The organism is Pilosibacter sp. NGB245 (genome assembly GCF_057397225.1).
The window spans coordinates 2,029,031-2,041,230 of the sequence record NZ_CM171584.1 but is presented as its reverse complement, the minus strand read 5'-3'; the positions used below and the strand labels follow the sequence as shown (position 1 = coordinate 2,041,230).

13 protein-coding genes are annotated in these 12,200 nt (G+C 48.7%); 12 read left to right on the top strand and 1 reads right to left on the bottom strand.

Translation table 11 applies throughout. The annotated features are described in order from the left end of the window. The first annotated feature begins 22 nt into the window (after nucleotides 1-22). The gene (locus ACXMYH_RS09180; RefSeq protein ID WP_486554742.1) at nucleotides 23-1,051 is read left to right on the top strand and encodes a tripartite tricarboxylate transporter permease; all 1,029 of its coding nucleotides are present in this window, start codon (nucleotides 23-25) and stop codon (nucleotides 1,049-1,051) included. Between the two features lie 67 nt (nucleotides 1,052-1,118). On the opposite strand, the gene ACXMYH_RS09175 is transcribed toward ACXMYH_RS09180, so the two are convergent. Continuing rightward, nucleotides 1,119-2,036 carry a LysR family transcriptional regulator gene (locus ACXMYH_RS09175; RefSeq protein WP_486554741.1) on the bottom strand — a complete coding sequence of 306 codons (918 nt, stop codon included), beginning with the start codon at nucleotides 2,034-2,036 and terminating at the stop codon, nucleotides 1,119-1,121. A gap of 169 nt (nucleotides 2,037-2,205) precedes the next feature. Here ACXMYH_RS09175 and ACXMYH_RS09170 point away from each other — a divergent pair, with 169 nt between their 5' ends. The 11 genes from ACXMYH_RS09170 (at nucleotide 2,206) to ACXMYH_RS09120 (ending at nucleotide 12,183) form a co-directional block, all read left to right on the top strand. After that, nucleotides 2,206-3,606 carry a YfcC family protein gene (locus ACXMYH_RS09170; RefSeq protein ID WP_118529760.1) on the top strand — a complete coding sequence of 467 codons (1,401 nt, stop codon included), beginning with the start codon at nucleotides 2,206-2,208 and terminating at the stop codon, nucleotides 3,604-3,606. 13 nt (nucleotides 3,607-3,619) lie between these two features. Further along, entirely contained in the window at nucleotides 3,620-4,804 is a 1,185-nt protein-coding gene (locus tag ACXMYH_RS09165; protein WP_486554740.1) for a M20 family metallopeptidase, read from the top strand. A gap of 123 nt (nucleotides 4,805-4,927) precedes the next feature. Further along, a complete protein-coding gene (locus tag ACXMYH_RS09160) occupies nucleotides 4,928-5,113 on the top strand; it encodes a hypothetical protein (RefSeq protein WP_486554739.1) in 186 nt (61 codons plus the stop codon). Nucleotides 5,114-5,128: 15 nt separating this feature from the next. Continuing rightward, nucleotides 5,129-5,794: a YitT family protein gene (locus ACXMYH_RS09155; protein WP_486554738.1), complete on the top strand. Its 666-nt coding sequence runs from the start codon at nucleotides 5,129-5,131 to the stop codon at nucleotides 5,792-5,794. A gap of 63 nt (nucleotides 5,795-5,857) precedes the next feature. Then, complete coding sequence (locus ACXMYH_RS09150; protein ID WP_118529763.1) at nucleotides 5,858-6,130, top strand: YabP/YqfC family sporulation protein; 273 nt, start codon at nucleotides 5,858-5,860, stop codon at nucleotides 6,128-6,130. Next, entirely contained in the window at nucleotides 6,123-7,379 is a 1,257-nt protein-coding gene (locus ACXMYH_RS09145) for a sporulation protein YqfD (RefSeq protein ID WP_486554737.1), read from the top strand. The genes ACXMYH_RS09150 and ACXMYH_RS09145 overlap by 8 nt, the downstream gene beginning before the upstream one ends. Continuing rightward, nucleotides 7,366-8,388: a PhoH family protein gene (locus ACXMYH_RS09140; protein ID WP_486554736.1), complete on the top strand. Its 1,023-nt coding sequence runs from the start codon at nucleotides 7,366-7,368 to the stop codon at nucleotides 8,386-8,388. The genes ACXMYH_RS09145 and ACXMYH_RS09140 overlap by 14 nt, the downstream gene beginning before the upstream one ends. Beyond that, nucleotides 8,385-8,882 carry an rRNA maturation RNase YbeY gene (gene ybeY / locus ACXMYH_RS09135; RefSeq protein ID WP_329751398.1) on the top strand — a complete coding sequence of 166 codons (498 nt, stop codon included), beginning with the start codon at nucleotides 8,385-8,387 and terminating at the stop codon, nucleotides 8,880-8,882. Before ACXMYH_RS09140 ends, ybeY begins: the two co-directional genes overlap by 4 nt. Then, nucleotides 8,879-10,015 carry a DUF3048 domain-containing protein gene (locus ACXMYH_RS09130; protein WP_486554735.1) on the top strand — a complete coding sequence of 379 codons (1,137 nt, stop codon included), beginning with the start codon at nucleotides 8,879-8,881 and terminating at the stop codon, nucleotides 10,013-10,015. The genes ybeY and ACXMYH_RS09130 overlap by 4 nt, the downstream gene beginning before the upstream one ends. Further along, a complete protein-coding gene (locus ACXMYH_RS09125) occupies nucleotides 10,005-11,669 on the top strand; it encodes a polysaccharide biosynthesis protein (protein ID WP_329751396.1) in 1,665 nt (554 codons plus the stop codon). Before ACXMYH_RS09130 ends, ACXMYH_RS09125 begins: the two co-directional genes overlap by 11 nt. Before the next feature lie 106 nt (nucleotides 11,670-11,775). Next, nucleotides 11,776-12,183 carry a hypothetical protein gene (locus tag ACXMYH_RS09120; protein WP_118529771.1) on the top strand — a complete coding sequence of 136 codons (408 nt, stop codon included), beginning with the start codon at nucleotides 11,776-11,778 and terminating at the stop codon, nucleotides 12,181-12,183. Nucleotides 12,184-12,200: the final 17 nt, after the last annotated feature.

Below are 12,200 nucleotides of genomic sequence, written 5' to 3'. Positions count from 1 at the left end.
ATTATACTATGGGAAACTTGCGGTGTTCGGCCTCTGTATCATCGCGAGTATCTCCGGCGGGAACATGGCAAAGGGCCTGATCTGCGGATTCTTAGGAATCTTAACAGCTACTGTCGGTATCGACAGCGTAACAAGCTATATTCGTTTCACAGACAACGCAAACCTTCTCTCCGGTATCCAGTACATTCCGGTTATGATCGGTCTCTTCGCGATGAGCCAGGCTTTCGAGACCATCGAGGATATCTACAGCACCGATGAGATCGATGCGAGCGTAACAAGACTTCTTCCGACAAAGGAAGATGTGAAGACGATCCTTCGCGTTGCTCCGGTTACGGGCCTCATCGGAACCATGATCGGTATCATCCCTGGTGCAGGTGCTGATATCGGATCCTTCGTTGGATACAACACAGCCCACGGAATGTCAAAACATCCGGAACTGTTCGGTAAAGGAAGCCCGGAGGCCGTTGCTGCTTCCGAGGGCGGAAACAACGGTGTTACCGGCGGTGCAATGATCCCGATGATGACACTCGGTGTTCCTGGTGATGCCGTAGCAGCGATCATGATCGGCGCACTGACGATCCAGGGTCTTACCCCGGGACCGATGCTCTTTAAGACAAACAAGGTTCTTGTATACACGATCTTCCTTGGAATGTTTGTGGCAAACACCATCATGGTACTCCTCGGATTCTCCTGCATCCGCCTTTTCACAAAGGTACTTAGCGTTCCGAAGACGATCCTTACACCGGTCATCTTCATCCTCTGCGTCGTAGGAAGCTATGCGATGAGAAGCAACTTCTACGATGTGGGAACGATGTTAATTGCAGGCGTGATCGGCTGGCTCATGGGTAAAGTAAAGATCCCGACAAGCCCGGCGATCCTCGGTCTGATCCTTGGACCGATGGCGGAGAAGAACTTTCGTACCGCACTCTTAAAGTCCAGCGGTAATCCGGTCGTATTCTTCAACACCCCGATCTGCTGGTTCTTCCTGGCCCTGATCGCGTTCACCCTGTTTGGCGCGATCCGCGGACAGTTAAAGAAGAAAACAAATTAAAAACTGTGGATTTTTAAGCCGCGTCTGCTTTCTGGTTCTAAGCTGGAAAACAGATGCGGCTTTTTGATTATTGTATAATTGTTTTCAGAAAACATGCGAGTTCGTGAATATATGGTGGAATAAAATCACATTGCCGAAACACGAGGGAGATGGGGGCTGAGATCGGCGGATCTCCGATCAGGTAATAATTGAGATCCGGGGAGATATCATGAGATAGGTACCTTCGCATTGTAAAACTGCAGCCCATGTGGTGCTGGGTCATTTGGTGAGCAGTTTCCAGGCTGCCTTCTGACAGAAGGTTAGAAGGCGTTAAGTTCCAGCGGCGAAATGCTTTTTGTTCCAGATAATAGATAGTCTCAGAGGGGAACTGCGTGATGAATGGGATATCTTGAAAATCAGAGAGCTCAACATACTGATAAGGAGAAATTTCGCATTTGTAAACTGGAAAACGCCAATTTGTATTCTTAGGAACGACAAGGAGAAGATAATCTTTCGTTACAGTTAAAGATTGAAAAATATCTTTATTCAGATGAGGAGAAACTTTACTCATAAAAACGATATCCAACTGATCATTTTCCAGCTTTTTTGTGAGATCCTCAAGAACACTCTTAGAAAAACGCAGAGAAACGCCAGGGTACATTTTCGAAAAATGGTCCATGATCGGCGGGATCAGGAAAGGAGCCTGGATCCAGGGAAGACCGATGCGTAAAGTACAGTTTTCAGAGTGGAGGAGAGAATCCAGTTGAATATGGAAATGCTCCTCAAGATCTAAGATCTTTTTTGCCGTGCTTAAATAGAGTTCCCCGGCTTTTGTGGGCACCATGCGCCGGCCATTTCTAGTAAATAAAGGTGCTTCCAGTTCTACTTCAAGATTTGACAGAAAGATACTGAGAGCAGGCTGGGTCATGGACAATTTTTTTGCCGCAGCAGAGAGTGAGCCGGATTCTGCAATCGTTGTAACATAGACCAGTTCTTTTGAATACATATCAGATTCCCCCTTTAATTGCTTTTAGTATAGCATATAAAAAACACATGCGACAAATAAAATATAAAGAAAATTTATAGATGTACACAAAGTATAAAAATGTGAAAGTTGTTTGTGAAACTCATGTGATTTATGATAATTGTATCACAAATGCATAGGAGGAACGCATATGAAGAACGAACAAAAGAAACGGGAACTTCCAAATACGATCGTAATCATATTACTGATCATTTTAGCAGCCTGTATTATGACCTGGATCATACCGGCTGGAGAGTATGTGAGGGTAAAAAACGAGGCGGGAACTTCTGTAATTGATCCGAATCAGTTTTCTTTTGTGGCGCGTACGCCGGTGAATCCCCTGACGATACCGAACCACATTGCCAAAGGTTTTAAGGATGGTGTGGCTCTGTTTCTGTGTATTGTATTTTCTGGCGGAGCATTTCGCTTTGTGAATGTCAGTGGGGCGCTGCAGTCGGCAATTGCAAAGGTCGTAAAGAAATATTCCAATACGATATGGGTCCTGATTCCGTTACTTACCAGTATTTTCACATTGATTTGCACAGTGAAGGGAGTAAACACATTTATACCGTTTGCCCCAATTCTTGTGGTGATCGCCCAGGCGATGGGACTTGATGCAATCGTCGGTGTCGGAATCATTCTTCTCGGCGGCGCAGTAGGCTTCAGTACCGGACCATTAAATGGATCAACAACAACCGTGGCGCAGGAACTGGCAGGACTTCCATTGTACTCAGGAATCGGCTACCGGATGGTATGCCTTGTGGTATTTGCGGTTGTGACGAATATCTACCTTGTTCGGTATGCGATGAAGATCAAGAAAAATCCGGAATTGAGCCCAATGTACGGATATACTGCAGGCACTCAGAAATCTGAAGAAAAGTCCCTAGATGATTTTGGACCTATGACAAAGACAAAAAGCCTTATTTTGATTATTATGGCGGCCTGCCTGTTAGTTATGGTCGGTGGTTCCCTAACTTTTGGATGGGGAATGATGGATATGGCGGCTATTTATATCTGGATGGCAGTGCTCATGGCGATCACACTCAGAATGTCTCCGAATCAGGCAGTAAACGAGTTTATTGCGGGAATGAAGACAATGCTCATGGCGGCCAGTATTGTGTGTGTTGCGAAAGCTGTCTCCTCGATTCTCACAGCGGGAACGATCATTGATACGATTATTTACGGACTGAGCTTTATTCTGAAAGCAGTTCCGACGATCCTTCAGGGACCGGCGATGTACATGATCAATATCGTTATAAATATTTTTATTACATCTGGAAGCGGACAGGCCGCAGTAGTAATTCCGATCGTTGCACCGCTCGCGGATATGATCGGAATTACAAGACAGACTGCTGTACTGGCATTCAACTTCGGGGATGGTTTCTGCAACTATATTCTTCCGACATCATCAGCACTGATGGGAATTTTAAGTATGGGAAATGTACCATATGATCGGTGGATGAAATTTATGTGGAAATTATTCCTGATCTGGATGGTGGTGGGATCTGTTCTGATGATCATTGCACAGATGATCCATTTTGGACCGATGTAAGAGAGGGAAAAGAATGAAGGAACAATTATTTGCATATCTGGATACACGAAGCCAGGAAATGAATGAGATGGCAGATGCGATCTTTACGCATCCAGAGACGGCTCACAATGAATATTTTGCCAGCAGTTTGCTGTGTGATTTCCTGACAAAAGAGGGATTTCAGGTGGAGCGGGGGCTCGGACGGCAGGAAACAGCATTTCGGGCGGAACAGACGCTTGGAAATGGCAATGGGCCGTCGATTGGACTTCTGTGCGAGTATGATGCGCTAGAGGGACTGGGACATGCCTGCGGACATCATATGCAGGGCCCAGGAATCTGCGGAACAGCCGTGGCTCTGAAAAAAATTCTGGATAATAAGTGCAATGGAAAAATCATTGTATATGGAACACCAGCGGAAGAGAGCGGCGGAGGAAAGATCATCTTACTGGAGGACGGTTATCTGAAGGATATCGATGTGGCTTTAATGCTCCATGGTTCTCCGACAACATGTGTGGATGTCAAATCGATGGCAGCGGCATCCGTGACAGTGACATTCCACGGAAAATCAGCACATGCTGCTTTGAAACCGGAGGCAGGAAGAAGCGCGTTTGATGCATTGCTTTTATCATTCAATGGATTGGAATTCCTCCGGGAACATGTTCGGGAAGATTCGAGAATCCATTATACCATGCAGGAACTTCCGGGACCGGCCAACATTGTTCCGGCGAAGGCTGTAGGAGCGTTCAGTGTCCGCTCTTACAATTCTGTATATCTTCATGATGAACTCCTGCCTCGCTTCGGTGACGTGATGAGGGGAGCTGCAATCATGACGGGGACGAGTTATGAGATAAAGACGGAACGAATCCTTGAGGGAAAAGTTCCGGCATACAGTCTGAATGAGATCGTGATGGAAAATGCAAGGCTGGTTGGTGCCCCGCGGATAAGAGCCCCCAGGGAAAAAACAGGATCTTCAGATTTTGGAAATGTTATGTATGAAGTCCCGGGCTGTTGTATCCGAATAGCGTTTGTGCCGGAGGGAACTTCGTCCCACTCGCAGATGTTTCTTGACATGGGATTGACGGAAGAGGCACATCAGGCAATCTTATATGCTGCCAAAATCCTGGCCGGAACGGCGTGGGATCTTTTGAGTGACAATGAGCACATGGAAACGGTGAAAAATGAATTTCGTGAAAATAAAGCACGGTTAAAAAACATGTAACCTACAGAACCTGCCACTGGCAGCATCTTTCGGATGCATGGCAACATAAAAAGACACGGACTGGCAGTTTGTTGGTCCGTGTCTTTTTATGACAGCAGCAATGTGGAGGAATAGGAGACAAAAATGGAAAAGAATATGAGCGTTACGATTGCAGGAGACGTGCTGTGCGATATTGTAAGTGGTTTTCTGCAGGGAATCGGGGTTCACTGCTATATCGGCGGAATCGACGCAGCGCCTGGAGGAGCGACAGGTTTGTCGATCCTGCTGAATCGAATAACCGGTCTGCCAATCGGAATGTTGACGATCTGAATCAATCTTCCACTGATGGTGGCATCCTGGATTCTGCTAGGACGATCAAGAACAGTAAAAACAGTCAAGACAGTTTTGATCTGCAATGCGATCATAGATCTGGCAGTGACACCATATTTGCCGGTATATACAGGGAACCGGTTTATGGCATGCATTATTGGAGGTGTCTTGGTTGGGATAGGGATGGCAATCGTTTTTATGAGTGGATCTACAACGGGAGGAAGTGACATAGGAGCAAAGCTGATACAAAAATATTTTCCTCATATCCAGACAGGGACGGCGCTGATGGTACTTGATCTTATTATTATCGGGACATCGATTCTAATGTTCAGAAATGTAGAGTCGGGGTTATATGGGATGATCTCCATGGTGGTTACAAGCTATGTGATCGATATGACGTTATACGGCTTGAACCGGAGTACGATGATGACGGTCGTCACTCCATTTTCTGATAAAATCGCAGATGTACTCATGGAATATCTGGATCGTGGCTGCACTTTGTTGGAATGTAGGGGAGCATATTCAAAGAAGGCGAGCGGCGTTACCCTGTGTGTTGTGGACAGAAAACAGATGTATAAAGCGAAAAAACTGATCTATCAGATCGATCCGAAAGCGTTCTTGATCGTCAGTGAGGCACGGGAAGTATATGGGGAAGGTTTTCTGGCATCTGATCAGGAATGACTATGCATACATGAAGTGCGGCAGTCATAAAATTTAACAAGGCATGATACGGCGGAGCATAGCATGAGAGGGCAGAAAAAGGATGATTTTCCCCGGATGGACTCCGCCGGGGTGTTTGCAGACGCGGTGGGCGGGGAGACGCTTTTGACATTCATCGGGACGCGGGCGGTACATATTGAAAATTACAGGAGTATTCTTGTATACACGGATACGGAGATCCGGATCCAGTGCAGGCATTATATTCTCTTTGTTTCGGGAAAGAAGTTAAAGATCTGCTATTATGATAAGGATGAGATGAAAATATCCGGCCGCCTGGAGGTGATCCGGTTTGAATAAGATCAGAGATATGCGGGAGGGAAGCGTGAAAGTCCGGATCGAGGGGAGAGGGATGGAGCGCTTTTTTAATATTGCGGCCCAGAGAGAAATTGAGATCTGGGACATCGAGACTGAAGAAAGAGAGAAGAAGTGCGGAGGAAAACGGTCCGTGTACTTTAAGATCATGCCTCGGGATTTTAAACACTTAAAATCTATTGCCGAAAAGACCGGGGTTCGCCTGAGGATCACAGAGAAACACGGACTTCCCTTCTGGATGATCACCGGCCGCCGCCGGAGCCTCTGGGTCGGAGGACTTGCTGCTTTTTTTCTGCTGATCTTCGTCTCATCTTTTTATGTGTGGGACATCTCCTTTGACGGAAACTGCCGGTTTACGGATGAGACACTGCTGCACTTCATAGACGCAGTCCCGGTCCGGTGCGGGATGAGAAAGAGCGAAATCTCCTGTGCGGACCTGGAAAACAGGATCCGGAACGCTTTTCCGGAGATCAGCTGGGTGTCCGCGGAACTCACCGGCACAAGACTTACCGTCCATATCCGGGAAAATGACGGGATCCTGAAAGCAGAAAAAGAGCCGGAGACGCCCTGTAATCTTGCGGCGAAAGCGGACGGTACCGTGATAAAAATGATCGTGCGAAACGGGATCGCGTGCGTGAAAGTCGGTGACACGGTGGCGGCTGGTGATATCCTGGTATCGGGGAAACTTCCGATCTACGACGACTCGGAGACGCTCGTAAAGACAAATAAGGTGCATGCGGATGCGGAAATATATGCTGAGACGACAAAGACTGCCGGGTGGACGATCCCGGAGACGGAGGAGATCCGTGCAGCGACGGGAAAGAAGCGCCGGGGACTCTTTTTGAAATTTGCCGGCGCAGAATTTTATTTTCTGATGCCGGACTTAAAAAAAGAAAGCACCTGGGAACTTTTTATGGAGGAGACCCAGCTCAGACTTTCGGAAAATTTTTACCTTCCGGTCTACGTCGGGATCCTCACCGCCAGGGAATATGTCCCCTATGAAAAAGTCCTCACAAAAACGGAAGTATCAGACGCTGCGGACCGTTATTTGAACGAATATATGCAAAATCTTACGGAAAAAGGTATACAAATCCTTGGTAGTGATGTTAAAATAGAGAGAAGTGGATCCCACTGGAAGATCCATGGAACACTGACGGTGGTGGAGGACATCACGAAAAGCTCCCCCATCCCGGAAGATCAGGAGGAGATTCAGACATTAGATGAGCATCATTGAGACAATCATAGACATTCCGGCAGAACATGAACGGAAAGTCTGCGGACAGTTTGACAGTTATCTGAAAAAAATTGAGCGGACACTTCACGTATCCATGGTGGCGCGTGACGGAGAGATTAAGGTCATCGGACCGGATCACGCAGTAAAGCGCGCAAAGAGCGTGTTTTCGACACTGCTGGAGCTCTCGAAGCGCGGCGAGGAGATCGGGGAACAGAACGTGGACTACGCTCTGGCGCTCTCCTTTGACGATAAGGATACGGAAATGCTTTCCCTGGACCGCGATATCATCTGCCATACCATAAACGGAAAACCGGTAAAACCGAAGACATTGGGACAGAAACAGTATATCGACCTAATCAGGAAAAAGATGATCGTGTTCGGCGTCGGCCCTGCGGGAACCGGAAAGACATACCTCGGCATGTCCATGGCGATCCAGGCCTTCAAAAACGGGGAGGTTGGCAGGATCATCCTGACGCGCCCGGCGATCGAGGCGGGAGAGAAGCTTGGCTTTCTTCCGGGCGACCTGCAGAGTAAGATCGACCCGTATCTGCGCCCGCTCTACGACGCTCTTTATCAGATCATGGGCGCGGACAGCTACCTCCACAATTCGGAGAAAGGCCTGATCGAAGTGGCGCCTCTCGCGTACATGCGCGGACGAACCCTGGACAACGCGTTCATCATCCTGGATGAGGCCCAGAACACGACCCAGGCCCAGATGAAGATGTTCCTGACGAGGATCGGTTTCGGTTCCAAGGTCATCATCACCGGCGACCAGTCCCAGAAAGACCTGCCTGCCGGTCAGGTGTCGGGGCTTGATGTGGCGCTTAAAGTATTAAAGAATATCGACGATATCGGGATCTGCCGTTTCTCAAACGAGGACGTGGTCAGACATCCGCTTGTTCAGAAGATCGTAAAAGCATATGATGAATATGAAGGCCGTGAGAAACCGGAGAGAAGATCTCACGGGGAACATCAGAAGGACGGCCGGGAAGGACGGGAACAGAGATGACAGTGACAGTGGAGTACGAAGCGGAAGAAAAGCTGGATCTCCCGTACGAGGAGATCATAAAAAATGTGATCGAGGAATCCCTGGATTACGTGGAATGCCCGTATGACGCGGAGGTGAATGTCCTCCTGACGGACAACGCCGGGATCCACCAGATCAATCTTGACATGCGCGGGATCGACAACCCGACCGATGTGCTGTCGTTCCCGATGTGTGATTTTGAGACACCGGGCGACTTTTCCCATCTGGAAGAGACGCCGGAGGAATACTTCGACCCGGATACAGGGGAATTACTTATGGGGGATATTGTAATTTCCGTGGATAAGGTGAAAGAGCAGGCTGAGAAGTATGGCCACTCTCAGACGAGAGAACTGGCATTCTTAGTCGCGCACAGTATGCTTCATCTGTCCGGCTACGACCATGTGGAGGACGAAGAGCGGATCCAGATGGAGGATATGCAGAGAGAAATTCTGGAACGGAGGGGTTACAGGAGATGAGAAAACGGGGCAGAGCATTTATTATCAGTATTGGGATCATGATGGCGGCAGCAGCGCTTTCCGGCTGTGGAAAGAAGGCAGAGGAAGCGGCTGTGACAACGGAGGCGTCGGTGGAGACGCCGGAAGAGACGAAGACGATCGTCCTTGAGACAGAACCGACGACGGAGGCGGAAACGGAACCGCAGGGTCCGGAGGAGCGCAAAGAAGTCGACGGAAAGATCCAGAGTTACCTGACCGGTGAGATGGTGGATGTGGCGAAAGCCAACAGACGTCCGGTCGCGGTCATGATGAGCAATGATAAGGCATCTCTGCCCCAGTACGGGATTAACCGGGCGGATGTAGTCTATGAGGCACCGGTGGAAGGCGATATGAACCGGTTTATGTCGATCTTTGAGGACTACGACGATCTTGAGAGGATCGGTTCCGTCAGAAGCTGCCGTACTTACTATACATACTTCGCAAGAGAGTATGACGCGATCTATGCCCACTATGGGCAGAGTACCTTCGCGGTTCCGTATCTCAAAAATGTGGACAATATCAACGGAATTGACGGTACAGGCGGAAACGCATATTACCGCACGAAGGACAAAAAGGCACCGCACAACGCGTATACGAGCGGGGCAAAGTTAAACAAGACGATCGGCCAGCTCGGTTACCGGACCTCCTACAGCGATACCTACACAGGACATTTTCAGTTCGCGGGAGGGACAGGCACTTATGTTCCGGCGGAATCCGACGCGAAGGATGCGTATAAGATGTATCCGTCCTATACGATGAACAATCCCCGGTTTGAGTACAATGAGAGTGATGGAAAATATTACCGCTTCCAGTACGGCGGAAAACACAACGGCGACAGCGGACAGATCGCTGTCAGAAATGTCATCTTCCAGTACGTGGAGTGGGGACATTATGCCAGCACCGATTACCTCAACATCAACGTCCACAAAGGCGGAGCGGGTTATGTCTTTACAGGCGGAAAGTGCGTTCCGGTCTCCTGGAAAAAGGATGGGGACTTCGGACCGACCCGCTACTATGACTCTGAAGGAAAGGAAGTTATGCTTAACAAAGGAAAGACCTGGATCTGCATTGTAGGAGCAGACAGGTTCGATAAAGCTGAAATTTATGGAAAGTAACAGACAGAAAAAGAAGAAGGAATCCAATTTCGTCGTCCAGGGAAGTATCCTGGCGGTGGCGTCCATCGTGGTGAGGATCATCGGTATCGCGTACCGCATCCCGATGATCAACATCATCGGCGATGAGGGAATGGGGTATTATGGAACTGCGTTTAATGTATACAATATTGCGCTGCTCCTGTCCTCCTACAGCCTGCCGCTCGCCGTGTCGAAGATGGTTTCCGCGAGACTTGCAGGAAAACAATACCGGAACGCCGCGAGGATCCTGCGCGCGGCACTCTGCTATGCAACGATCGTTGGTGCATTTGCGGCCGCAGTGATCTGGTTTGGCGCTGATTTCTTTGCGAGAGACGTATTCTTTATGCCTTATGCGGCATTTGCATTAAAGACATTAGCCCCGACGGTCTGGATCATGGCGTATCTCGGTGTGTTCCGCGGATATTTCCAGGGACAGGGAACCATGGTGCCAACGGCCTTTTCCCAGGTCTTTGAACAGATCGTAAATGCCATCATCAGCGTGGCTGCAGGAAGCTTTCTCTTTAACGAGGCGTTAAAGACAGAAGTATTAAAGAACCAGACAGGAACCGGCTATTCCAACGCCTGGGGAGCTGCCGGAGGAACGATCGGTACAGGTGCGGGCGCCTTCACGGCGCTGATCTTTCTGCTTTTCCTCTTTGCGATCAGCAGAAACGTCCGCAGACGTCAGATCCGCAGGGATCAGACGGAATTTGTGGAGAGCTATAAGGAGATCACGAGAGTCCTGTTCTTCACGGTCGTTCCGGTTATCCTGAGTTCCGCGATCTACAACTTAAACAGCGTGCTGGATAACGGGATCCTCGCATACAACTTTAAGACTCTCGGACAGGGAGATGAATTTGCCTCCATCTGGGGAGTGTATACAGGAAAATACCATCTGCTGATCAATGTGCCGATGGCGATTTCCAATGCCCTTTCGTCCTCCCTGATCCCGTCCGTATCCAGGGCAGTGGCGATGGGAGACAAAAAGCTTGTGAGAGAGCGCGTGGCATCTGCGATCCGTTTCTCCTGCTTTGTGGCGATCCCGTCCACTGTGGGACTTACGGTACTTGCGGGACCGGTGAATAACCTGCTGTTCTCTGGAGATAATACCCTGGCGATCCGGATGACGATCTACGGTTCTCTTGCGGTCGTATTTTACTCCGTCTCTACGGTGACGAACGCGATCCTTCAGGGAATCGACAAAATGCGTCTTCCGATCTTTCACGCGGTGATCTCCCTTGTCCTCCATCTGATCGCACTTGAGATCATGGCGCTGGGATTCCATATGGGAATCTACAGCATGGTATTTGCGAATATCCTGTTCGCGGTGTTCATGTGCCTGATGAATGCGAGATCCATCCGGAATCTTCTCGGTTACCGGCAGGAGATGAAAAAGACCGTTGTGATCCCGGTGATCGCTTCTGCAGTGATGGGACTCTTCGCGTTTGGCTCCTATCAGCTTGTGCATCTCGCGGTAAAGAGCAATGCGCTTTCTACGATGTTTGCGATGATGGTTGCAGTGATCGTTTACGGTGTGCTCCTGATCAAGCTTGGCGCCCTGTCTGCGGCGGAACTTAAGACCATGCCGGGCGGAACGAAACTTCTCAGGGTGTTCAGAAAGCTTCATTTAATGTAAAATTTTTATTTAACGGGAAGTTCCATCGGAATTTCCTGTTAAATAAAAATATATGTTTAAAAAAGAAAAAGAAAGCAGATACTTTCATAAAAGGAGGAATATTCCTATGAAAAAGTATGTATCCTGCTTTCTTTTCTTTTTCTTTCTGACATCCGCCAGCCTGATCACGCTGTTCCTTATGACTGCGGGGGAGGAAGCCCGGGGAACAGAGGAGGTACAGATGCAGCAGTCTGTGGAAGAGCCGGTCTTCGCGAAGGAGACGGAGGAGATCCATGTGGTCTTAAACCAGGAACAGGTGGAACATGAGACGATGGCGGAGGAGGAAGAACGATATTTTCTTGTTGCCGAGGAAGGATATCTGATCGTATACGATAAGGGAAAGGAGACCACGGATCTCTTTACCCACATGCCGCTCGCAGAATTTCCGGAGGAAGAACAGGAACGGCTGATGACCGGGATCTGGTTTCCGACAATGGCAGAAATATTCAGTTATCTGGAATCTTACAGCAGTTGATACTTGAAATTTTGCGT

Coding starts and splice junctions, on each gene's coding strand:
- ACXMYH_RS09175 (WP_486554741.1), bottom strand. CDS start 2,036: ATGTATTCAAAAGAACTGGTCTATGTTACAACGATTGCAGAATCCGGC.
- ACXMYH_RS09170 (WP_118529760.1), top strand. CDS start 2,206: ATGAAGAACGAACAAAAGAAACGGGAACTTCCAAATACGATCGTAATC.
- ACXMYH_RS09165 (WP_486554740.1), top strand. CDS start 3,620: ATGAAGGAACAATTATTTGCATATCTGGATACACGAAGCCAGGAAATG.
- ACXMYH_RS09160 (WP_486554739.1), top strand. CDS start 4,928: ATGGAAAAGAATATGAGCGTTACGATTGCAGGAGACGTGCTGTGCGAT.
- ACXMYH_RS09155 (WP_486554738.1), top strand. CDS start 5,129: ATGGTGGCATCCTGGATTCTGCTAGGACGATCAAGAACAGTAAAAACA.
- ACXMYH_RS09150 (WP_118529763.1), top strand. CDS start 5,858: ATGAGAGGGCAGAAAAAGGATGATTTTCCCCGGATGGACTCCGCCGGG.
- ACXMYH_RS09140 (WP_486554736.1), top strand. CDS start 7,366: ATGAGCATCATTGAGACAATCATAGACATTCCGGCAGAACATGAACGG.
- ybeY (WP_329751398.1), top strand. CDS start 8,385: ATGACAGTGACAGTGGAGTACGAAGCGGAAGAAAAGCTGGATCTCCCG.
- ACXMYH_RS09130 (WP_486554735.1), top strand. CDS start 8,879: ATGAGAAAACGGGGCAGAGCATTTATTATCAGTATTGGGATCATGATG.
- ACXMYH_RS09125 (WP_329751396.1), top strand. CDS start 10,005: ATGGAAAGTAACAGACAGAAAAAGAAGAAGGAATCCAATTTCGTCGTC.
- ACXMYH_RS09120 (WP_118529771.1), top strand. CDS start 11,776: ATGAAAAAGTATGTATCCTGCTTTCTTTTCTTTTTCTTTCTGACATCC.